General features: G+C 55.1%; 24 protein-coding genes. 10 read left to right on the plus strand and 14 right to left on the minus strand.

Annotation, left to right across the window (positions count from 1 at the left end; genetic code table 11):
• The first annotated feature begins 70 nt into the window (after positions 1–70).
• Genes C7476_RS13230 through C7476_RS13240 form a run of 3 tightly spaced genes read left to right on the plus strand, consistent with a single transcriptional unit; the run spans position 71 to position 2603 of the window.
• On the plus strand, positions 71–697 hold the full coding sequence (locus C7476_RS13230) for a DUF1285 domain-containing protein (RefSeq protein ID WP_114430370.1): 627 nt from the start codon (positions 71–73) through the stop codon (positions 695–697).
• Entirely contained in the window at positions 694–1335 is a 642-nt protein-coding gene (locus tag C7476_RS13235; RefSeq protein WP_114430371.1) for a CoA pyrophosphatase, read from the plus strand. Before C7476_RS13230 ends, C7476_RS13235 begins: the two co-directional genes overlap by 4 nt.
• A complete protein-coding gene (locus C7476_RS13240) occupies positions 1332–2603 on the plus strand; it encodes a CCA tRNA nucleotidyltransferase (RefSeq protein WP_114430372.1) in 1272 nt (423 codons plus the stop codon). The genes C7476_RS13235 and C7476_RS13240 overlap by 4 nt, the downstream gene beginning before the upstream one ends.
• On the opposite strand, the gene C7476_RS13245 is transcribed toward C7476_RS13240, so the two are convergent.
• Entirely contained in the window at positions 2604–2786 is a 183-nt protein-coding gene (locus C7476_RS13245; RefSeq protein WP_114430373.1) for a DUF1059 domain-containing protein, read from the minus strand.
• A gap of 122 nt (positions 2787–2908) precedes the next feature.
• Complete coding sequence (gene hemF, locus C7476_RS13250) at positions 2909–3823, minus strand: oxygen-dependent coproporphyrinogen oxidase (RefSeq protein WP_112530661.1); 915 nt, start codon at positions 3821–3823, stop codon at positions 2909–2911.
• Positions 3824–3978: 155 nt separating this feature from the next.
• Here hemF and C7476_RS13255 point away from each other — a divergent pair, with 155 nt between their 5' ends.
• Together C7476_RS13255 and C7476_RS13260 are read left to right on the plus strand one after the other, a co-directional pair.
• Positions 3979–4251 (plus strand): hypothetical protein, encoded by a 273-nt coding sequence (locus C7476_RS13255; RefSeq protein WP_112530662.1) that lies wholly within the window; start codon positions 3979–3981, stop codon positions 4249–4251.
• Between the two features lie 221 nt (positions 4252–4472).
• Positions 4473–5576 (plus strand): ABC transporter substrate-binding protein, encoded by a 1104-nt coding sequence (locus C7476_RS13260; RefSeq protein ID WP_114430374.1) that lies wholly within the window; start codon positions 4473–4475, stop codon positions 5574–5576.
• A 48-nt stretch (positions 5577–5624) separates the two neighbouring features.
• Here C7476_RS13260 and C7476_RS13265 read toward each other — a convergent pair whose 3' ends face one another.
• A complete protein-coding gene (locus C7476_RS13265) occupies positions 5625–6116 on the minus strand; it encodes a tRNA (cytidine(34)-2'-O)-methyltransferase (protein WP_114430375.1) in 492 nt (163 codons plus the stop codon).
• A gap of 36 nt (positions 6117–6152) precedes the next feature.
• On the opposite strand from C7476_RS13265, the gene C7476_RS13270 reads away from it, so the two are divergent.
• From C7476_RS13270 to C7476_RS13290, 5 genes are all read left to right on the plus strand, one after another.
• Positions 6153–8000 (plus strand): ABC transporter ATP-binding protein, encoded by a 1848-nt coding sequence (locus C7476_RS13270; protein WP_114430376.1) that lies wholly within the window; start codon positions 6153–6155, stop codon positions 7998–8000.
• A gap of 289 nt (positions 8001–8289) precedes the next feature.
• Entirely contained in the window at positions 8290–8853 is a 564-nt protein-coding gene (petA, locus tag C7476_RS13275) for a ubiquinol-cytochrome c reductase iron-sulfur subunit (protein WP_114430377.1), read from the plus strand.
• 21 nt (positions 8854–8874) lie between these two features.
• On the plus strand, positions 8875–10170 hold the full coding sequence (locus C7476_RS13280; RefSeq protein WP_114430378.1) for a cytochrome b: 1296 nt from the start codon (positions 8875–8877) through the stop codon (positions 10168–10170).
• 20 nt (positions 10171–10190) lie between these two features.
• A complete protein-coding gene (locus tag C7476_RS13285; RefSeq protein WP_114430379.1) occupies positions 10191–11054 on the plus strand; it encodes a cytochrome c1 in 864 nt (287 codons plus the stop codon).
• 99 nt (positions 11055–11153) lie between these two features.
• Positions 11154–11699: an adenine phosphoribosyltransferase gene (locus C7476_RS13290; protein WP_114430380.1), complete on the plus strand. Its 546-nt coding sequence runs from the start codon at positions 11154–11156 to the stop codon at positions 11697–11699.
• Positions 11700–11701: 2 nt separating this feature from the next.
• Here the strand turns inward: C7476_RS13290 and C7476_RS13295 are convergent, their stop codons facing one another.
• The 11 genes from C7476_RS13295 to lgt all read right to left on the minus strand — a co-directional run bounded on the left by C7476_RS13295 (position 11702) and on the right by lgt (position 21125).
• Positions 11702–12172, minus strand: coding sequence for a MaoC family dehydratase (locus C7476_RS13295; RefSeq protein WP_114430381.1), 471 nt, complete (start codon positions 12170–12172; stop codon positions 11702–11704).
• Complete coding sequence (locus tag C7476_RS13300) at positions 12169–12636, minus strand: MaoC family dehydratase (RefSeq protein ID WP_114430382.1); 468 nt, start codon at positions 12634–12636, stop codon at positions 12169–12171. Before C7476_RS13300 ends, C7476_RS13295 begins: the two co-directional genes overlap by 4 nt.
• Before the next feature lie 14 nt (positions 12637–12650).
• On the minus strand, positions 12651–13754 hold the full coding sequence (ychF, locus tag C7476_RS13305; protein ID WP_114430383.1) for a redox-regulated ATPase YchF: 1104 nt from the start codon (positions 13752–13754) through the stop codon (positions 12651–12653).
• A 12-nt stretch (positions 13755–13766) separates the two neighbouring features.
• Positions 13767–14492: an aminoacyl-tRNA hydrolase gene (gene pth, locus C7476_RS13310; RefSeq protein WP_114430384.1), complete on the minus strand. Its 726-nt coding sequence runs from the start codon at positions 14490–14492 to the stop codon at positions 13767–13769.
• Between the two features lie 27 nt (positions 14493–14519).
• Positions 14520–15161, minus strand: coding sequence for a 50S ribosomal protein L25/general stress protein Ctc (locus C7476_RS13315; protein WP_114430385.1), 642 nt, complete (start codon positions 15159–15161; stop codon positions 14520–14522).
• Between the two features lie 219 nt (positions 15162–15380).
• Entirely contained in the window at positions 15381–16313 is a 933-nt protein-coding gene (locus C7476_RS13320; RefSeq protein WP_114430386.1) for a ribose-phosphate pyrophosphokinase, read from the minus strand.
• 145 nt (positions 16314–16458) lie between these two features.
• A complete protein-coding gene (locus C7476_RS13325) occupies positions 16459–17121 on the minus strand; it encodes a hypothetical protein (RefSeq protein WP_114430387.1) in 663 nt (220 codons plus the stop codon).
• 62 nt (positions 17122–17183) lie between these two features.
• Entirely contained in the window at positions 17184–18335 is a 1152-nt protein-coding gene (locus tag C7476_RS13330) for a M24 family metallopeptidase (protein ID WP_114430388.1), read from the minus strand.
• A 4-nt stretch (positions 18336–18339) separates the two neighbouring features.
• On the minus strand, positions 18340–19131 hold the full coding sequence (pgeF, locus tag C7476_RS13335) for a peptidoglycan editing factor PgeF (RefSeq protein WP_114430389.1): 792 nt from the start codon (positions 19129–19131) through the stop codon (positions 18340–18342).
• Between the two features lie 63 nt (positions 19132–19194).
• On the minus strand, positions 19195–20277 hold the full coding sequence (locus tag C7476_RS13340) for a class I SAM-dependent methyltransferase (protein WP_114430390.1): 1083 nt from the start codon (positions 20275–20277) through the stop codon (positions 19195–19197).
• Positions 20274–21125 (minus strand): prolipoprotein diacylglyceryl transferase, encoded by an 852-nt coding sequence (lgt, locus tag C7476_RS13345; RefSeq protein WP_114430469.1) that lies wholly within the window; start codon positions 21123–21125, stop codon positions 20274–20276. Before lgt ends, C7476_RS13340 begins: the two co-directional genes overlap by 4 nt.
• Positions 21126–21193 lie beyond the last annotated feature (68 nt).

A 21193-nucleotide genomic window follows, 5' to 3' on the forward strand; every position in this document is an offset into this window, starting at 1 on the left:
AACGTAAAACGACTCTAAGTCACTATGACATGCTGACAAGCGGTCCAACGTTGACTATTTCGTGACGTATATGGAAAAAAGGCAGGCCATGGCAGGATCAGAGGACACTCTACGGGATACGGCAGGGCTCGAAGCGCTGATCTCGCGTGCCGCTGCACCGGGCAAGGGCCTGCCGCCGGTCGACAAATGGAATCCCGATTTTTGCGGTGATCTCGATATGGAGATCAAGGCCGATGGTACCTGGTTCTATATGGGCACTCCGATTGGTCGACAGCCGCTTGTGCGCCTTTTCTCCACGGTCCTGCGCAAGGACGCGGATGGGCGGACCTATCTCGTGACGCCAGTCGAAAAGGTGGGAATCCGCGTTGAGGATGCACCTTTTCTGGCAGTTGAACTCGATGTGGCAGGCGAAGGGGATGCGCGAGTCATGACGCTGCGCACAAATGTTGGTGATATCGTCGAGGTGAGCGCTGGCAATCCGTTGCGGTTTGTAATCGATAAGGTCAACGGTGGACTAAAGCCTTACCTCTTGGTGCGAGGCCGTCTCGAGGCGCTTCTCGCACGGCCAGTGATGTATGAGCTGGTCAGCCATGGGGAGGAACTCATCATCGACGGAAAGCCTATGTTCGCGGTACGATCAAAGGGAAGTGTGTTCCCAATCATGCCGTCAGGTGAACTGGAAAAGCTGAGCCAATGAGTCTGACCAAGTCGCTGCATGAGGGTTTTTCCGCCCGGGCATTCTCGCAACGTGTGGCGCTCAAGGGCAGTGAACCCTTGGATCGGGATCACGGCGATCATTTGCTCAATCCTGAACTCGATGCTTTGATCGCAGCAAATCCCCTGCGCGACGCTGCTGTCCTTGTGCCGATTGTGGATCGTGGCGATGAGGCAAGCGTGCTCCTCACCCTGCGCAACGCCAATATGCGCAAACATTCGGGGCAGGTCGCTTTTCCCGGTGGGGCGATTGATCCGGAAGACGACTACGAGCCGGAGAAGGCGGCGCTACGCGAGGCGCATGAGGAAATCGGGCTTGAGGGTCGCCATGTGGAGGTCATCGGGCGGCTGCCTCGATACTTGACCACGACCGGCTATTCGATCACGCCGGTACTAGGGCTGGTCCATCCACCATTTGAACTCACACCGAACCCCGCTGAAGTTGCTGACGTGTTCGAGGTGCCTTTGTCTTTCCTGATGGATCCCGGCAATCATCGTCGCGAAAGCCGGATATGGCAGGAAAAGGAACGGTTCTACTATACGATGCCATTCGGCGACCGCTTCATCTGGGGCGTAACTGCGGGCATCATCCGGACACTTTATGAGAGGCTCTATTCTTGAGCGAGACTGTTTCCATTGCCGACAATGCTTCGTGGCTCAAAGACGAGTCCTTGCAAAAGCTTCTCGCCGTACTTGCCGCGGATGGCGAGGCTGCGCGCGTTGTCGGCGGTGCGCCAAGGAATACGCTTCTGGGTGAAAAGGTTAGCGATATTGATATCGCGACGACCTGCTTGCCGGAGGAGACTATGCAGCGTGCGATCAATGCGGGACTGAAGGCTGTTCCGACCGGCATAGACCATGGCACGATCACGGTCATTGCGCATGGCAGACCGTTCGAAGTGACGACTTTGCGCGCTGATGTCGAGACAGACGGACGGCATGCTGAAGTTGCCTATGGCCGCGACTGGCAGGTGGACGCAAACCGGCGCGACTTCACCATGAATGCCCTATATGTCGAGGCGGATGGTACCGTCGTCGATCTTGTTGGTGGTCTTGCGGATGTCGAAAGCCGCACGCTGCGCTTTATCGGAGATCCGGAGCAGCGTATCCGTGAGGACTATCTGCGTATATTACGGTTTTTCAGATTCTTCGCCTGGTACGGCAAAGGCAGGCCCGAAAGCGAAGGATTGAAGGCTTGTGCACGTCTGAAAGATGGACTGACGCGGCTCTCGGCTGAACGCATCTGGTCAGAGCTCAAGAGATTGCTGAGTGCGCCCGATCCCTCGCGCGCATTGTTATGGATGCGGCAAGCCGGCATCCTGACGGCAGTTCTGCCCGAAAGTGAGAAGTGGGGCATCGATACAATCCACTCTCTCGTGAAGACCGAGCAGGACTTGAATTGGGAGATCGATCCGCTCTTGCGTCTGGCAAGTATGATACCGCCGCACACCGGGCGCATTGCCGAAATGGCGTCGCGGCTGAAACTTTCCAACAGTGAGCGAGCACGGCTGGAGGCTTGGGCTGAAACCGCAATGCCGCAACCCGAGATTTCTGAGAGCGGATTTGCGAAACAACTCTATCGCAGCGATCAGCAAGGCATGCGTGATCGACTCAGTCTGGCCCTGGTTTCAGCGCGTGCGGAGGCGATCAACGATAACGCTGCGATGATGAGGGCCGGGCATCTATCCAAATTGCTCGAATATCTCGATAGCTACGAGCGGCCGAAGTTTCCTGTATCCGGCGGCGATCTGCTCGCTGCGGGTCTCGAAAAAGGACCGGAAATCGGCAAGGTCCAGCGCGCGCTAGAGGACGACTGGATCAAATCTGGCTTTACCCTCGAGCGCGATACATTACTTGCCAAAATTCCTGAATATGCAGGAAAAGCTTGATCAGGCTGCCTGGCCTTTCGACGGCTGGATATTCGCCTTGATAGTTTCGAGCATTGATTCACGAATAACGGTTTCACCGTGGGTTTCACGCAAATGCTCAGTAGTGCGGCGAATGATTTCAGCTTCGGTGTCGTGACGTGTATGCCACTGGCAACCGGGAACAATGCAATGAAGTTCTTTCATGGCTACTCTCCCTGTCGTAAGCTCGCAGAAATACGGCTCTGTCCACAAAGCGCGGCCCCTTTTGCCGCACCAGCGGTTAGCATAACGCATGAAGCGGCGGATTGATCCCCTAAATATCTAGGTCACGGCCATTTGACTGTAGGCGGCATCGACGAGAGAATTGAATCGACATTCCCGCCGGTCTTCAAGCCGAAGATCGTGCCGCGATCATAGAGCAGATTGAATTCGACATAGCGGCCACGGCGGACAAGTTGTTCCTGACGGTCGGCATCCGTCCAGTCGTGATTGAAATTCTGCCGCACCAGATAAGGATAGACCACGGAAAAGGCGCGGCCTACGTCACGCGTGAAATTGAAATCGGCCGTATAGCCGCCATTTTCTTCGGAGGAGTGTAGCCAGTCGTAGAAAATACCACCGGTTCCGCGCGGCTCCTTGCGATGAGGAAGATAAAAGTACTCGTCGCACCATGTCTTGAATTTCTCATGATCGGCGACGGCTGAATGCTTGTCGCAAACGAATTTCATTGCCTTGTGGAACGCGAGTGTATCCGGATCGTCCTGTGTTCGCTTGCGGTCAAGAACCGGCGTGAGATCAGCACCACCGCCGAACCATTGTCTCGTCGTTACAACCATGCGCGTGTTCATATGTACTGCAGGGACAAAAGGACTTTGGGGATGTGCGATCAACGAGATTCCCGACGCCCAAAAACGAGGATCTTCATCAGCTCCGGGTATCTGCTTGCGAAACTCCTGCGAAAACTCGCCATGGACGGTCGAGGTGTGGACGCCAACTTTTTCGAAGACGCGGCCGTGCATGACCGACATAACGCCGCCGCCGCCCTTGCCATCATCGCGTTGCCATGGGGTCTGCTTGAAGCGACCCGGCGTGCGGTCCGAGAGCGGTCCGTCCAGTTCGTCTTCCAACTGCTCGAAACTCGCGCAAATCTTGTCGCGCAATTCCATAAACCAAGCGGTCGCCTCAGCTTTCTTTTCATCGAGCGCTTCGGGAAGTACGGCGGGGATATCTGGACGGTCCATGGCAAAGAATCCTTTTTCGCCTGGACATTATCACATCCACTTGAAGCCAAAAGGAAGTTGCTGCCGTTCATTCAGCCTATCCATAAAAAAATGACTCGTTTTCCGGCTTTGCTGCACCTACTCTCATGATTGTAGGGTTCAGTGAGGGATACGAGATGGTCTCCAAAGCGCCCCGATCGCAATATCCAAAACCGCCGCTTGACGGTTTGCGAAAGAGACTGAAGGAAAGCCGCGAAGCTCCCAGCCAGCAACGCGGTGCATTTGTTCGCGAGAGTTTTAAACTGCCGCGTCTGGCAGCACGCGAAAAGGCACGCGAATGGTTCGAGCAGTATCCGAAGGCCGCGTATTGGACTGAAATTGAAAGCTGGTACGAGCGCCCTGGCGACATCATTGAATTCACGATGCGCCGCTTGCCGAACGCGGATTGAAAATAGGAAAAATCCTCGATTCAACAATAAAATTGATGTTCTTTTTCAAATATTTGATCGTTTTGGCCGAAAACGGTCCCAGTTTTTGAAAATTCTTTAGGTTTTCTTCCATTTATGCAGAATTTCGAGTGATCGTAGCTGACAGCCATTTCCAAAGACAGTAGAACTCTGCCAGCACCGGAGAATCTTCCGGACGCATAAGAAAATCCAAGGAGGAAATAATGCGCTTATCGTTGATCTCTGGCGTGGCGTTGGCCGCTGTTATGGCGATGACGTCGTTTGCCAAAGCCGACATCGTCGTCGGAATTATCGCACCTGTAACCGGCCCCGTCGCGGCTTATGGCTTGCAGGTAAAGAACGGCGTCGAGAGTGCTGCCGAAGCCATCAACGCGGCAGGCGGCATCAAGGGCGAAAAGATCGTAACGAAGATCTTCGACGATGCCGGCGAACCCAAGCAGGGTGTATCGGTTGCCAACCAGGTCGTTGGGGAGGGCATCAAGTTCGTCGTGGGCCCAGTGACATCCGGCGTTGCGATGCCCGTATCGGATGTTCTGGCCGAAAACGGTATCGTCATGGTCACGCCTACGGCCACCACTCCCGATCTCACTACGCGCGGTCTCGAAACAGTGTTTCGCACCTGCGGCCGCGATGACCAGCAAGCCGATGTCGCCGGCAAGTACATGCTGGACAAGTTCAAGGACAAGCGCATCGCCATCGTCTACGACAAAACGCCGTACGGTACCGGTATCGCAAACGGCCTGAAGGCCGTACTCAACAAGGGCGGTGTTACGGAAGTCGTCTTCGAAGGTATCAATGCCGGCGAAAAGGACTACAGCGCGCTCATCACCCGCATCAAGTCTGAAAAAGCCGACGTGATCTACTTCGGCGGTTATCATGCGGAGGGTGGTCTTATCGCCCGCCAGTTGAACGATCAGGGGATCAAGGCTCAGATCATCGGCCCCGATGGCTTGTCGAACACTGAATATTGGGCAATTGGCGGCGATGCAGCAGCGGGTACGCTGTTCACGAACAGTGCCGATCCAACCAAGAACCCCGCCGCGGCAAAGGTTGTGGAAGCACTTCAGGCCAAAAACATTCCGGCTGAAGCATTCACACTCAACGCGTATGCCGCATTGCAAGTGATCGCCGGAGGTATTGAAAAGGCTGGGTCTGCTGAACCATCCGAGGTTGCGGCAAAGATAAAGTCGGGTGAAGCGTTCCCGACGGTAGCCGGTGATCTCAGCTATTCCAGCACCGGAGATCTGAACACGCCTGCGTTCGTCTTCTACAAATGGGAAGGCGGCAAGTCCACCCAGATCGACTGACCAGAACAGTTGATGGCAAATTCGCCGGCCGGGTCGGCCGGCGGTTTATTAGCGAAGCAAAGAAAATTGTCGTTGCGCTTCGGCCGTTGCGATCGCTGCGGAGAGCGCCAGATTGAGCGAGCGGGCGCCAGACACCATTGGAATGATGAGTCTGGCGTCGGCAGCCTGGTGAACCTCATTGGGAACACCGGCAGATTCACGGCCAAACATTAGAATATCACCCGGTGTGAAACGAAAACGAGTATAAGGCTCAGCCGCCTTGGTCGAAAAAAGCAGAACCCGGCGTTTTTTACGAAGCCGCCATTCCTGAAACTGTGTCCAATCGGGATGACGTGTCAGGGCAGCTTGTTCGAGGTAGTCCATTCCGGCGCGTTTCAGCGCACGATCGGAAATATCGAATCCGGCAGGCTCGATGATATCAACGGCGACGCCAAAACATGCTGCCATACGCAGAATAGTCCCAGCGTTACCAGGTATATCTGGTTGGTAGAGTGCAATGCGTAAGTCGGTGTATGCTTCGGTCAACGAGATGCCTTCCATGAGTCGGCGTAGAATGACGATGAATGAGGTTTAACAATGTTTCGCTGGTTTGAAGAGAGGCTCGAACCATTTCCCGCGGCCGAACCTGCTGAGCCGCCGAAATCGCTCGTCGCGTTTTGCCTGCATTATACCCAAGGCGCTTGGCCATGGATTGCCGTCATGGCTGTGTGCACAGCGCTGATTGCTGTGCTCGAAGTGTCCATGTTTGCTTTCATGGGTAATATCGTCGATTGGCTGTCCAATCATTCGCGCGAAACCTTCCTTTCCGATGAGGGGTGGAAGCTCGCGCTGATAGCCGGTGTCGTGTTGATCGTCATGCCCGGCATCGTATTGGTGGATTCGCTCATCATCCATCAGACCTTGCTCGGCAATTATCCCATGCGCATCCGCTGGATGGTGCATCGCTATCTCATTCGCCAATCGATGACTTTCTTCCAGGACGAGTTTGCCGGGCGAGTTTCCACAAAGCTTATGCAGACCTCGCTTGCCGTGCGCGAAACGGTGATGAAGCTGCTTGACGTGCTAAACTATGTCATCGTCTATTTCACCGGAACATTGATCATCGCGGCAGCAGCGGATTTGCGGCTGATGCTGCCCTTCCTTGTCTGGCTCGCTATTTATGTCGGACTGCTTCGCTATTTCATTCCGAAAATCCGCGTCATTTCCGAGCGACAGGCTGATGCACGTTCGACGATGACCGGACGGATCGTCGACAGCTATACAAATATCGCCACGGTAAAGCTCTTCTCTCATTCGAAGCGCGAGGAGAGTTATGCACGCGAGGGATTGGAGAACTTTCTAAATACGGTCCACGGGCAGATGCGGCTGGTGACCAGTTTTCATTTCTCGCTTTATGCGATGAATTGCCTGCTGCTCTTCTCAGTAGGCGCGATTGCCATCTGGCTGTGGCTCGGATCGGCGATCTCCGTCGGCGCAGTCGCCGTGGGTATTGGTCTTGTGCTCCGCCTTAACGGCATGTCGCAGTGGATCATGTGGGAAATGTCAGCGTTGTTTGAAAATATCGGCACTGTCGAAGACGGCATCACGTCCATTTCTCTGCCACGACTTGTACCCGATGTCCCCAACGCGCCGGAACTCGAAGTCACTGCAGGGGCGATAAGCTTCGATTCGATCGGCTTCCACTACGGAAAAGGCGCAGGCATCATAGATCGTCTATCTCTGGATATACGTCCTGGCGAAAAGATCGGCCTTGTCGGACGATCCGGTGCCGGCAAGTCGACACTCGTCAATCTGCTGTTGCGATTTTACGATCTGGAAAGCGGCCGGATTCTTATCGACGGCCAAGATATATCCAAGGTGTCGCAAGACTCCCTACGTGCACAAATAGGGATGGTGACGCAGGACACATCACTTTTGCATCGCTCGGTTCGGGATAACGTTCTTTACGGTCGCCCCGATGCGTCGGAAGAGATGATGCTTCAGGCTGTGAAAAATGCCCAGGCCGATAGCTTTATCGAGGACCTATCGGATCCTAAAGGCCGGCGCGGTTTCGACGCCCATGTCGGCGAGCGCGGGGTCAAGCTTTCCGGCGGGCAGCGCCAGCGTATCGCCATTGCACGCGTGATGTTGAAAGATGCTCCTATTCTCATCATGGATGAAGCGACTTCGGCGCTCGATTCGGAAGTGGAAGCGGCGATACAGGACAACCTCTATCGGCTGATGCAAGGGAAGACGGTTATTGCCATCGCGCACCGGCTGTCGACCATTGCGGCGCTCGACCGGCTTATCGTTTTGGACAAGGGACAAATTGTCGAAAGCGGCAGTCATGAACAGCTGATTGCGGCCAACCGTATCTACGCCGGATTGTGGGCACGTCAATCAGGCGGTTTCCTTGGGCTCGACGATCAGGAAGCTGCGGAATAATGCGATCGAAGATAGAATCGGCCAAGGTGATCTCATCGTAGCCGGCAGCATTTCTGCCGGGCTTGAACGAGGCAATCAGGAGTCTTTGCAGGGTATGAATGGGATCAAGGTCTATCCCTGCGACATCCTGCCCTTGTGACGCTGTCTCACTGGACAAGCTCAAGCGACATGCTTAGAAACCACGCCATATGTTGGGGATTCCTCATGGCTCAGCTCTTGGGCCAGTCTTCTATTGTGCTGACGATGTGGACTCTCCCGCTGCGTTGTTATTCGGAAAGGAACAGGCCCCGTGAGCGCACACGATACGACCGAGCCGACACGGCGTGACTTCCTCTATATTGCGACAGGTATGGCCGGTGTGGTCGGAGCGGGCGCCTTTGCTTGGCCCTTCATTGATCAGATGAGACCGGACGCATCAACGCTGGCAGTCTCGTCCATCGAAGTTGACGTTTCAGCTGTTCAGCCAGGCATGTCTTTGACTGTCAAATGGCGTGGCAAGCCGGTCTTCATTCGCAACCGGACGCCGCAGGAAATCGCCGATTCAAAAAACACCCAGTTGAGCCAGCTGAAGGATCCGATTGCGCGCAACGCCAATCTGCCAAGCGATGCGCAGGCAACGGATGCGGACCGTGCCGCTGCCAAGGACAAGGAAAACTGGCTGGTAATGATCGGTGTTTGCACCCACCTCGGTTGCATCCCGCTTGGTCAGCAGGGCGATTTCGGCGGCTGGTTCTGCCCTTGCCATGGTTCGGTATACGATACCGCCGGACGCATTCGTTCGGGCCCGGCGCCGGAAAATCTACCAGTCCCGCCACTTACTTTCACTTCCGACACCGTCATCAAGATCGGCTAAGGTTCCACGGGGAGACACGACATGAGCGGTGGACATTCATCCTATACGCCGAGCACTGGCATCGAGAAATGGATCGACGCGCGACTACCATTGCCGCGTTTGGTCTATGATTCTTTCGTCGCCTATCCGGTGCCACGCAATCTGAACTATGCCTATGCATTCGGCGGCATATTGGCGATCATGCTGGTCTCGCAAATCTTGACCGGAGTTGTTCTGGCAATGCACTACGCCGCCGACACGGGCCTCGCCTTCAACTCCGTTGAAAAGATCATGCGCGACGTCAATTCCGGTTGGCTCCTGCGCTATCTACACTCCAACGGCGCATCGATGTTCTTCCTCGCTGTCTACGTGCATATATTCCGCGGGCTTTACTACGGCTCCTACAAAGCGCCGCGCGAGCTTCTGTGGATTCTCGGCGTAATCATTCTTCTCTTAATGATGGCGACCGCCTTCATGGGATACGTGTTGCCATGGGGACAGATGTCCTTCTGGGGTGCTACCGTTATTACGGGCTTCTTCACGGCATTCCCCATCATTGGCGATCCGATCCAGCAGTTGTTGCTCGGTGGTTTTGCCGTCGATAATCCCACGCTCAATCGGTTCTTCTCACTGCACTATCTCTTGCCGTTCATGATTGCGGGCGTCGTCGTTCTGCATGTTTGGGCATTGCATGTTGCCGGACAAACGAATCCGACCGGCATCGAAGTCAAATCGAAGACAGATACAGTTGCCTTCACCCCCTATGCGACGGTCAAGGATGCATTCGGACTGGTGTTGTTCCTGATCCTTTTCGCGTATTTCGTCTTCTATCTGCCGAATTTTATGGGTCACCCGGACAACTACATTCAGGCCGACTCATTGAAGACACCGGCCCACATCGTTCCGGAATGGTACTTCCTGCCATTCTACGCCATGCTGCGTGCCATTACCTTCAATATTGGACCGATCAATTCCAAGCTCGGTGGCGTCCTGACCATGTTCGGCTCGATCGCCATCCTGTTCGTCGTACCCTGGCTCGACACATCGAAGGTTCGTTCGGCTGTCTACCGTCCTTGGTACAAGCTCTTCTTTTGGTTGTTCATTGCCAACGCAATCATGCTTGGCTGGCTCGGATCTCGCCCGGCTGAAGGCTTGTACACGCTGTTTTCGCAGTTCGGAACGGCTTATTACTTCGGCTTCTTCATCGTTATCATGCCCTTGCTTGGCCTGATCGAGACGCCGCGTCGGTTGCCGAATTCGATTACCGAAGCCGTGCTGGCGAAAACCAGTGGTGGCCAGCCGGCTGGTGTCGCTGCCGCTCCGGAAACCAGGGCTTGAGAATCGTGAAGGGCTCAAACATGAAAAAAATCGTCCTTGGTCTCGCAGCTGCCGGTCTTGGTACCATGCTTGCATTCGGCACCGCCAATGCCGCCGAAGAAGCCCACAATGCGGCTGAACCAACGCACTTCCCGATCAAGGAGCCAGCTGAGGTGAACTGGTCCTTTGCTGGTCCGTTCGGTCACTATGACAAGCAGCAGTTGCAGCGCGGCCTGAAGATCTACAAGGAAGTGTGCTCAGCTTGCCATTCCATGCACCTGGTTGCTTTCCGCTCGCTGGAAGAACTGGGTTATACGGAAGCACAGGTAAAGGCGTTTGCCGCGGAATACGAAGTGCAGGATGGCCCTAATGCCGAAGGTGAGATGTTCACCCGCAAGGCATTGCCCTCCGATTACTTCCCGTCACCTTTTCCTAATGCTCAGGCTGCCGCTGCTGCCAATAATGGTGCTGCGCCACCCGATTTCTCGTTGATTGCCAAGGCGCGTGCGGTAGAACGCGGTTTCCCGCGCTTCGTGTTCGATATCGCTACACAGTATCAGGAAGGTGGTCCGGATTACATTCACGCCCTGCTTACCGGCTATGGTGAAACGCCGCCGGAAGGTATGCAGATACCCGAGGGCACGCACTACAATCCCCACTTTATCTCCGCGAAGTCGCTTGCGATGGCACAGCCGCTGCAGGATGGCCAGGTGACCTATGATGATGGCGCACCGCAGACCCTGTCTCAATATTCACAGGATATTGCAGCCTTCCTGATGTGGGCTGCAGAACCGCATTTGGAAGAGCGCAAGAAGACCGGTTTCCGCGTTATGGTCTTCCTCGTTCTCTTCGCCGGTCTGGTCTACGTGGCGAAACGCAGGATTTGGGCTGACGTCGAACATTGAGCGATGGTATAATGGATTCTGAAAGGGCGCGCTGCGCCCTTTTCTTTTGAGTGCAGGTCAGTAGAGTCTGCACGCTGCGGACAGCGCGAGGAATACACGATGGATTCAACACTGAAGCAGACGCTGGTCGAGGCCATCCGCAGCATTCCTGACTATCCGAAGCCCGGGGTGATGTTCCGCGATATCACCACATTGCTTGGTAATGCGCGTGCGTTCCGGCGAGCTGTGGATGAACTCGTCCATCCCTACGCCGGTGGCAAGGTCGACCAGGTGGCCGGCATCGAGGCGCGGGGCTTCATTATCGGCGGCGCGATGGCACACCAGCTTTCTTCCGGCTTCGTGACCATTCGCAAGAAGGGTAAGCTGCCGCACGACACAGTACGTATCGCCTATAGCCTCGAATATGGCGTCGACGAGATGGAAATGCATCGCGACGCGATCGTGCCGGGTGATAAGGTCATACTCGTTGATGATTTGATCGCCACCGGGGGCACCGCTGAAGCCGCTGTGAAGCTATTGCAGCAAATGGGCGCTGATATTCTCAGCGCCTGTTTCATCATCGATTTGCCGGATCTCGGCGGGCGCAGGAAGCTCGAAGCTCTTGGCGTCAACGTCAGGACATTGATCGCCTTCGAAGGGCACTGAAGCTATTCAGGCAGGGCTATGAGCGCAGCGCTGTCGAATTCGAGTACTTTATCGCCCGCCTGGTTATAGGCGGCGGACGACATCTGCATCATCGACCAGCCGGGACGCGATTTCAGAGCGCGAATACTGTTGATTGTTCGTGTGAAGCGGATCGTATCTCCGGCATAGACCGGCCGCAGCCATTTAAGATTTTCAAGGCCAGGCGAGGGGCCGAATTGTGGGGGCTGTTCGCCGCGCGCGATTGCCGATTTAACCTCGCTCATGATGTCCTTGACGTTCAACCGCATCCAAACGGCGGTGGTATGCCAACCAGAAGCGCAGAGCCCGCCAAAGTTGCTTTTCTTGGCAGCTTCCGGATCAACGTGGAAACGCTGGGGATCATACTTGGCCGCGAATGAAATGATTTCATCCGCCTCGAACGTATAAGTCCCTAGGTCGCGTTCGACGCCTGCCAACTGTGCTATCCTGTTCATTTGGCCGGCTCCCTTAGAGAGAACATTGCGGTATGTTCCAGCTCGCAAACAACCAGACCATCCTGGTTGAAGACCGAATGGTGTAGCTTGACGAAGCCTAAAGAGGGCTTCGAATTCGATACGCGCCGGTCGAGAATGGTAGTCTTTCCAGTTAGTGTGTCGCCAGCTAGAACCGGCTGCGTCCACTTCACATAGTCAATTCCTGGAGCGCCTTGCGAGGTGGAATCGAGAAGATACGCGTCGCAAAGCATACGCATGAACATCGAGACCGTATGCCAGCCCGACGCAGCCAAGCCCCCAAGGATGCTCGCCTTGCCTGCCGCCTCGTCGAGATGAAAAGGCTGCGGGTCGAACTGGCTGGCGAATTCGATAATTTCCTCTGCCGTTACGATTTTTGATCCGAGTGGCCATTCGCTGCCAATCGTGAAATCCTCATATGCGTATCGCGGAGAGTATTCGCTCATCTTCTGCCTGAAGTTTACGTGTTGAACCTGAACAGCATGATGTCGCCATCCTGCACGATATACTCCTTGCCTTCATCGCGCGCCTTGCCGGCTTCCTTTGCCGGCACCTCGCCACCGAGGGAAACGAAATCATTATAGGCGATCGTCTGGGCACGAATGAAGCCCCGTTCGAAATCCGTATGGATGACACCGGCCGCTTGCGGTGCTTTCGAGCCGCGGTGAACCGTCCATGCGCGGGCTTCCTTCGGCCCAACCGTGAAATAGGTGATGAGGTGAAGGAGTTTGTAGCCGGCCTGTATGAGACGGTCGAGGCCCGGCTCATCAAGATTCATGGCGTCGAGATATTCCTTCGCTTCCTCCTCCGGCAATTGCGCTACTTCCGCTTCGATGGCTGCAGAAATAGTAACTGTTTCAGCGCCTTGGCCCGTAGCCATCTCCTCGACGGCTTCCGTATACTCATTGCCTGTGGCTGCATCTTCTTCGCCAACATTGCAGACATAGAGCACTGGCTTTGATGTCAGGAGGTTCAATCCTTGAAGGATGATCAGGTCTTCTGAGGCAATACCATTCAACATGAAGCGAACCGGCTGGCCTTCTTGCAAGAGCGCCAGTGCCTGCTCCATGACGGGCAGAACGGTCAGTGCCTCCTTGTCCTTGCTGCTCGCTCGCTTGCGGAACTGAAGGATACGACGCTCAAGGCTTTCGAGGTCCGAAAGCATCAGCTCTGTCTCAACCGTCTCGGCATCGGACACAGGGTCGATGCGTCCCTCAACGTGGGTGATATCGTCGTCCTCGAAACAGCGCAGCACATGGACGATTGCGTCGACTTCGCGAATATTGGCCAAGAACTGGTTACCGAGACCCTCGCCCTTCGACGCACCACGCACGAGGCCAGCAATGTCAACGAAGCTGATGCGAGTCGGCACGATATTTGCCGATTTACCGATCTTGGCGATTGCCTGCAGGCGCGGATCGGGTACCGCAACTTCGCCCGTGTTGGGCTCGATCGTGCAGAACGGATAGTTCGCAGCCTGGGCAGCTGCTGTCTTGGTCAGCGCGTTGAAAAGTGTCGACTTGCCGACATTAGGCAGACCAACAATGCCGCATTTGAAACCCATAATTCGCTATCCTTATTCTTTCTTGCCGAAGAGCTTGTTCAGCATATCCGCCATGGGGCCAGATTTTGGAATGTTCACAGCAGGCTTTTGCTGGCGAGCTTGCCGGATATGACTTTGGCCGACGGATTTTGCAATCGGCTTTTCTCCAGTTTCCCGCTCAATCTTGCTACCTCCGCCAAGAGCCAGAGAAACGCGGTTCATAAAACCGGCATCGTCCTTTTTGGCGAGTAAACCAGCATTCGTAGCAATCGCATCGAGCAATGGTTTGACCCATTCACCGTCTGCCTTGGCAAAGTTGCCGAGCACATGATTGCTAACCATTTCTTTAACGCCGGGATGACCAATACCGAGGCGCACGCGGCGATAATCCTTGCCACAGTGTGCATCGATGGATTTGATGCCATTGTGACCACCTGAGCCGCCACCGGTCTTCACACGTACTTTGCCGGCGGCCAGATCAAGCTCGTCGTAGATGACGACGAGATCGCTTAAAGCCAGTTTGTAGAAACGCATCGCTTCGCCAATGGCTTGGCCGGACAAGTTCATGAATGTCTGGGGTTTGATCAGGATAGTCTTTTCGCCTTCGATGATGCCATCGGCGATGAGCGCCTGAAACTTCTTGGTCCAAGGAGAAAAACCATGGCGGCGGTGTATTTCATCCGCCGCCATAAAACCAATGTTGTGCCGGTTGGCAGCATATTGGGAGCCCGGATTGCCAAGACCTGCGATGAGCAGCACGTGCCTAGCTCCCAATAAACAAGACGATTACTCGTCTTCTTTTTCTTCCGTTTCAGTGGGTTCTGCTGCTGCGGCTTCGGTCGTTTCTTCCTCAGCGGCGAGAACAGCCGGGGCTGCAATCGTTGCGATGGTGAAGTCGCGATCATGAATAACCGATGTCACTCCCTTGGGCAGGGTAACAGCAGAAATATGGATCGAGTCGCCGATCTGCGTACCAGTGAGGTCGATTTCAATCGCATCTGGAATAGCGTTGGCCGAGGCATGAAGTTCAATATCGTGACGAACGATATTGAGTACGCCGCCGCGCTTGATGCCAGGCGAGGCTTCCTCGTGAAGGAAGTGAATCGGCACATGCACGTTCACCATGGACTTGGCCGATACGCGCAGGAAGTCGACGTGTACTGGCTTGTCACTGACAGGATCAAGCTGGAAGTCCTTAGGAAGGACCTGAATCGACTTGCCATCCAGAAGGATGTTGGCAATTGTCGTCTTGAAACCGCCGCCGTGAATCTTGTAGTACAGCGTCTTGTAGTCGAGGGTAATCGAGACTGGCGCCTGCTTGTCACCATAGATGACGGCCGGCACTTTACCGTTGCGGCGAATTTCCCGGGAGGACCCCTTACCAACCCGTTCGCGCGCCTCGGCCTTGAGCTCGTATGCTTCGCTCATGGCATTTCCTTTCGAGGTTCAAATCTGGAGTGTTTTTCGAGGCCAGTGCATGGCTGTTCAAAAAACATGAAGCGGTCGCACGCTCACCCGAAACCGGATGAAATGACCGCTTCATTCCGCGTTGCCTCCAAGGGTGTCTACGCGGATGGCGGCTCTATAACGGAAAGGCGACAGATGTGCAAGTTTGTTGCTTGCGCAGCGGCAGGCAATTCTCGAGCATTAATCGAAAAGACTGGAAACGGACTCTTCCGAGGCTGTTCGCGAGACGGCTTCACCGATCAGATCGGAAATCGACAGCACCCGGATATTGGGTGCGGCTTCAATGGCCGGGGTTGGCTGAATGGAATCGGTAATGACCAATTCCTTAAGCTTGGAACTGGCGATACGGGCGGCAGCGCCGCCAGACAGTACGCCGTGAGTAATATAGGCCGTAACGCTGGTGGCACCCTTTGCAAGGAGTGCCTCGGCTGCGTTGCATAGCGTGCCGCCAGAATCGACGATATCGTCGAACAGCAGGCAATCCTTGCCGCGCACATCGCCGATGACATTCATGACTTCGGACTCGCCCGGTCGATCACGCCGCTTGTCGACGATGGCGAGCTGTGCATCGATGCGTTTTGCCAGAGACCGGGCACGTACGACACCGCCGACGTCAGGGGAAACGACCATCACATTCGACTTGCCGTAATGTGCGCGGACATCGCGGGCAAAGACCGGAACAGCGTAGAGATTGTCGGTCGGGATATCGAAGAAGCCTTGAATCTGGCCCGCGTGCAGATCAAGCGTGAGGACGCGGTTTGCACCAGCTTCGGTGATCAGATTTGCCACGAGTTTTGCAGAAATCGGCGTGCGTGGACCTGGCTTGCGATCTTGACGGGCATAGCCGAAATACGGAAGAACAGCCGTGATACGTTTTGCCGACGAGCGGCGGAATGCATCGATCATGATCAGCAATTCCATCAAATGATCGTTTGCCGGAAAAGAAGTCGACTGCATGACGAAGACGTCTTCGCCGCGGACGTTTTCCTGAATCTCGACGAAGATCTCTTGGTCGGCGAAACGGCGGACACTGGCTTTTCCAAGCGGAATATTGAGATATTTGGCAACAGATTCGGCAAGAACACGATTGGAATTGCCCGCGAAGAGTTTCATGCCGTATTTTCTCCACGTCTTTTTCAGAGCGCAGCCAAAGTAAAGGGTATGGCGGGCCTTTTACTGCCCCTGACGCACATTGCAAGCGGGCAGGCAGGATTCATACACAATTCAGCGAGAATATCGCCTTAAACGTGTAAATATGTCACGTCTTGGCACCTGATACCCATGTCATATAACCTTGGATAGCCTTGTCAGCGATGCCTTCCATAACCTTCGGGGGGACGGTACTCCACGGGTCAGTTCCTCCTCCAGGCACCTTTTCTTGACCCTGTATCCGGTGCAGGCGTGTGCCGGCTGGATCAAGTACATCCCATACGTAGATGATCGTCGTCTGGTTGCCATCAGGGAGAGCAGAAAAGTAGCCCTTCATGATTTGTGTGTTGTCTGTGTCGCCGGCCGTGCCGAGCGTGATGCCCTTTTCCTTGGCAAGTGCGGACAGACGTTGCGATAACGGCGTGGCCGCGGCGATAGGTGCGCCGACAATGGGTGCAAACCGCAACTTTGCCGTGCGCTGTGCGCCGGGCGCGGCTGGCGCACCGGTCTGGGTCGCTCCAGATGCCGTTGTGGTTGTGTTCGAGGTTGCTGGGGTCGTTACGGGGACGGCGCCCGGTGTCGTCGTTGCTGCGTTTGTGCCGACCGCCGTAGTGCTGGTTGCCGAAGTACCTGGCGTTGCTGGCTGGCTTCCTTGCGCTGGCGGTAGATCAGCTTTGGTAACGCCAATGGGGGATTCTGAACTATTACATGCTGCAAGAGTGAAACCGGTCACGACTGCGAATACACATTTCAGTGAATTGCGAGACTTCATTTACTCAAACCCCGTCATGAGTCACCAATGTGCTCATCTACAAGCAAAAACAGACAAAAGTTTTATTTTACGATCAAGTCAAGAGATTGGCGGGAAAGCGGCTCCGCCTGACCATTGGTCGTAAGATAGGTACGACCCAGCGTCATGGCCGTATTGCTCTCGGAGTCCATGATGATCATGTGAGCAAACAGGGTCATATCGGGCTGGATACGTTCGGGATTCCCGGAATAAAACATCGGCATGTCCATCCAGGAAGGTGTGAAGCGGGCACCAACCGAATAGCCGCAGGCGTTGAGACGGTGGCGGGTCAATTCATGCGCCTCCATCACCTTGGCGTGAGCATCGAATACATCGCCAAAAGTGAAATCAGGCGTCATCGCAGCTTCTACAGCCTCAAGAGCTTCGTGTGCCGCGTCATAAAGCTCCTGGTGCCGTTTCGATGCCTTGCCGGTCAATATCGTGCGCATCATGGGGGCGTGGTAGTGACGATAGACGCCGGCCCATTCCAAAGTCAGTTGATCATTTTTGGTAAGCTTGCGTCGCCCGGACTTGTAACGGCAGAGAAGCGCGTCCTCACCCGAGCCAATGATGAACTCATTGGCCGGATAATCGCCGCCGCCTGCAAAAATTGCCGATTGCATGGCAGCAAGTATAGCGCCTTCATCTGCGCCGGCTTTCACAAGTTTAAGCGCTGCGTCGAGCGCTTCGTCACTGAGTTCTGCCGCCTTGCGGCTATAGACGATTTCGGCAGGGCTCTTGAGGAGGCGCAATTTGTCGACAATGCCTGATATGTCGACGAGTTGCCCGAATGCTGTGAGTTGTTCATCAAGCTTCCGACCGTTGGCAGCGGTGAGTCCATGGGTCTGGTATTCGATACCAATACGGCAACCGAGCAGATCGAGATCATTGAGAAGTTCGCGCAAATCGGCTGCGGGATTGGCGTTGTCTCGGTCTGCCCACACGAGGATATTCTCGATGTTCGAAGTTTGCCGCGCTTGTCTCAAATCGGCGGAACGGGTCATCAACACGTTGCTGCCATCCGCCTTGACGACCAGGCATTGGAAGAAACAGAAGCCAAAGGTGTCGTAGCCGGTGAGCCAGTACGTGCTTTCTTGAGCAAACAACAAGACCGCATCGAGCTTCTGCTCGGCCATCACCATCATGAGCCGATCACGGCGCGCAGCAAATTCTTCCGGTTCGAAATGCAGGGCCATATTCTTACTCCGTGATCATAATAGCTGATATCTGCCGGCCGTAATCAGCTTCCTTGCGGTGGGTCGTCCGGCGGTAGGAGAAAAACTGTTCCTCATCCGCGTAGGTGCACTGTTGAAGCCCCGAGGCTTCTACCCCGGCACGTTCAAGCCGCGTGGTGATAAAGGCCCATAGGTCGAACATCTTGTGACCACTATTGGCCGAATCGCGAAAAAACGCCCGGTAGGAGGGGTCAGTTCCGACGAACTGCTCATAGAACTCTGCTCCCACTTCGTAATTATCGGGGCCGATTGTTGGGCCGAGAACAGCCTGGATCCGGTCGCGACGTGCGCCCAGTGCAATCATCGCGTCAACGGTATTTTCGAGAATGCCGTCGATGGCTCCGCGCCACCCGGCATGCGCTGCGGCCACTACCTTCGCCTTGGTGTCAGCAAAAAGAATAGGACCGCAATCGGCAGAAAGAGCGCCAATGACAATGCCGGGAGTGGCGGTCACAATAGCGTCGGCTTTGGGCCTCTCCCCATTTAGCGGCGCCGTAACGGTGATGACATCAGATGAATGAACCTGATGGACGGTGACAAGCTGTGACAGGGCAGCTCCGAGCGATTCAGCCACGCGCCTGCGATTTTCCTTGACGCGAGCTTGATCGTCGTTTGAACCGCTGCCCACATTCAGGCCACGATAAATGCCGTCCGACACGCCGCCTTTACGCGTAAAGAACCCATGAGCGATTCGGTCTTTTTCAGGGGATCCCAGCAAGGAGGAACGCAGCGGTGCTGGTTTGTCTGACGTTATCATGCCGAATGCCTTTCAAGGGAGCGGATGGTGGTTGAGCAATCGATTGAAGTCAATTGCCAGAATTCATTTCGCTTCGAATGGGAAAACATGCGTTGCCGGATCGCTCACACACAGCACCTTGAACAACGTTCCCATCTGTTCCGGGTCCGCCAACCGTTCGACGTCGAGGCGAATTTGTTCCTGGAGCTCCGCAGATTTGTGTTGGCCCAAGGCTCCGGCGCGATCAAGCAAGCCCATGGCCAGCAAAAAATCGCCTTGCGTCATCGCACTGGTCTTGCAACCTTCCCTGCGTGCAGCCAGCGCAAGAGCATGAAAATCCACATGGGTGGTTAGGTCGGCTGCGCCGGGAATATGCAGGACATCGACAGAGTTGTGGTGGCTGAGCGCTTGCAACGTATCGCCGAAGCCCTGTTGCAAATGTCCGTAGTCGAACAACAGCGCTGCACCTCGCTCACGATGAATGCGCGCTGCAATTTGCTGCATGAGGGCATTGCGGGCCGGAGCAATCTCGAAAATACTCCCTTCCGGTGCGATGTCGCTACCCGGCGGAAGCAGAGTTGCATCAATCGAGCCGGAACCGGCAGCAAAGACAAGGTTTTGCACTGCGTCGAGCGCGAGTACGCGTTCAACAAAACGCCCTTTCGTCTTCACATATTGACGTGAGGGAATGGCATCGAAAAGCTCGTTGGCGACGGTAATCAGCGGACCTGACGCTATATCGTCAAAGTTCTTTTTCCAGGCGATGGAACTACTGTGTTTCCCCAGCGTCTTTTGCTGAATTTCAGTCAAACGCTCGCTGATTTCAATCATATGAATTTTAGCGGCTGCAACAAAACCCGGTGCGATCTTGCCGGCCGTACGGATGAGATCGTTCATAAGCGTGCCGCGTCCAGGCCCAAATTCGCAGAGAACGAAATCGTCGGGCGACCCAAGCGCTTGCCAAGTGTCGACACACCAGACGCCGACGAGTTCACCGAACATCTGACTAACCTCGGGCGCCGTGATGAAATCGCCGTCTTTGCCGAATGGTTCGCGCGTTGTGTAGTACCCCGCGTCTCGATCGAACAGACACATGGCCATATAGTCAGCAACGCTGATCGGGCCATCGGCCTCGATTTGCCTGATAATGCGTTGCTTGAGATTCATCGTCCGGTCGCCACCTCAGGGTTGCGGGCAGACAAGATGAACACGAGCCCGACGAGGACCATGGGAACGGAAAGCACCATCCCCATCGTTAGCCAGCCGCCATAAAGGTAGCCAAGTTGCGCGTCCGGCTCCCGGAAAAACTCGACGAAAATACGCGATAGTCCGTAGAGCATCACGAACGTTCCGCCGATAAATCGTGGGCTTTTCAGCTTGCGACCGTAGAAGATCAATAGAGCCAAAATTGTGAACAATATGATTCCCTCAAGTCCTGCCTCGTATAACTGGCTCGGATGGCGCACGAACGGGCCGCCTGTCGGGAAGATCATGCCCCATGGTACGTCTGTCGGGCGCCCCCATAATTCGCTGTTGATGAAATTGGCAACGCGTACAAGGCCGAGACCAACAGGCACACCTGCGGCAATTGTATCGAGCATGCTGTAGACGTTGATCCGGCGTGAGCGGGCAAAGAGCACCATGGCGAGAATAGTGCCGAGCATGCCACCATGGAACGACATGCCGCCTTCCCAGACTTTGAACATGTCGAGCGGATGGGCGATATAACGGGCAAAATCATAGAACAATATATAGCCGATGCGCCCGCCGAGAACGACACCGAGCGCTGCCCACAGGACGAAATCGTCCAGGTCCGCAGGCTTCATCGGTGGTGTATTGTTTGCCCAAAGCCGAGGCTTGCTGATCAGCTTCTTGGCGTACCACCAGGAAAATAGAATGCCGGCCACGTAGCCGAGGCCATACCAATGCACCGATAGCGGACCCAAGGTAAATATTACGGGATCGATGTTGGGAAATGCGATCGCGGCAAATGTCGGTAGAAGTATTTCGCTCACAAGGAACTCCATAGTCGCGATTCAATTTGGCGGGACCATGCGCGAGGGCAAGAACAGCGTCAAGTTGC

This window comes from Phyllobacterium bourgognense (assembly GCF_003337575.1).
GTDB lineage: Bacteria > Pseudomonadota > Alphaproteobacteria > Rhizobiales > Rhizobiaceae > Phyllobacterium > Phyllobacterium bourgognense.

Bases quoted from the DNA above. Each gene is read 5' to 3' on its own strand.
- C7476_RS13230 (WP_114430370.1), top strand. From the start codon at position 71: ATGGAAAAAAGGCAGGCCATGGCAGGATCAGAGGACACTCTACGGGAT.
- C7476_RS13235 (WP_114430371.1), top strand. From the start codon at position 694: ATGAGTCTGACCAAGTCGCTGCATGAGGGTTTTTCCGCCCGGGCATTC.
- C7476_RS13245 (WP_114430373.1), bottom strand. From the start codon at position 2,786: ATGAAAGAACTTCATTGCATTGTTCCCGGTTGCCAGTGGCATACACGT.
- hemF (WP_112530661.1), bottom strand. From the start codon at position 3,823: ATGGACCGTCCAGATATCCCCGCCGTACTTCCCGAAGCGCTCGATGAA.
- C7476_RS13255 (WP_112530662.1), top strand. From the start codon at position 3,979: ATGGTCTCCAAAGCGCCCCGATCGCAATATCCAAAACCGCCGCTTGAC.
- C7476_RS13260 (WP_114430374.1), top strand. From the start codon at position 4,473: ATGCGCTTATCGTTGATCTCTGGCGTGGCGTTGGCCGCTGTTATGGCG.
- C7476_RS13265 (WP_114430375.1), bottom strand. From the start codon at position 6,116: ATGGAAGGCATCTCGTTGACCGAAGCATACACCGACTTACGCATTGCA.
- C7476_RS13270 (WP_114430376.1), top strand. From the start codon at position 6,153: ATGTTTCGCTGGTTTGAAGAGAGGCTCGAACCATTTCCCGCGGCCGAA.
- C7476_RS13280 (WP_114430378.1), top strand. From the start codon at position 8,875: ATGAGCGGTGGACATTCATCCTATACGCCGAGCACTGGCATCGAGAAA.
- C7476_RS13285 (WP_114430379.1), top strand. From the start codon at position 10,191: ATGAAAAAAATCGTCCTTGGTCTCGCAGCTGCCGGTCTTGGTACCATG.
- C7476_RS13290 (WP_114430380.1), top strand. From the start codon at position 11,154: ATGGATTCAACACTGAAGCAGACGCTGGTCGAGGCCATCCGCAGCATT.
- C7476_RS13295 (WP_114430381.1), bottom strand. From the start codon at position 12,172: ATGAACAGGATAGCACAGTTGGCAGGCGTCGAACGCGACCTAGGGACT.
- C7476_RS13300 (WP_114430382.1), bottom strand. From the start codon at position 12,636: ATGAGCGAATACTCTCCGCGATACGCATATGAGGATTTCACGATTGGC.
- ychF (WP_114430383.1), bottom strand. From the start codon at position 13,754: ATGGGTTTCAAATGCGGCATTGTTGGTCTGCCTAATGTCGGCAAGTCG.
- C7476_RS13315 (WP_114430385.1), bottom strand. From the start codon at position 15,161: ATGAGCGAAGCATACGAGCTCAAGGCCGAGGCGCGCGAACGGGTTGGT.
- C7476_RS13320 (WP_114430386.1), bottom strand. From the start codon at position 16,313: ATGAAACTCTTCGCGGGCAATTCCAATCGTGTTCTTGCCGAATCTGTT.
- C7476_RS13325 (WP_114430387.1), bottom strand. From the start codon at position 17,121: ATGAAGTCTCGCAATTCACTGAAATGTGTATTCGCAGTCGTGACCGGT.
- C7476_RS13330 (WP_114430388.1), bottom strand. From the start codon at position 18,335: ATGGCCCTGCATTTCGAACCGGAAGAATTTGCTGCGCGCCGTGATCGG.
- pgeF (WP_114430389.1), bottom strand. From the start codon at position 19,131: ATGATAACGTCAGACAAACCAGCACCGCTGCGTTCCTCCTTGCTGGGA.
- C7476_RS13340 (WP_114430390.1), bottom strand. From the start codon at position 20,277: ATGAATCTCAAGCAACGCATTATCAGGCAAATCGAGGCCGATGGCCCG.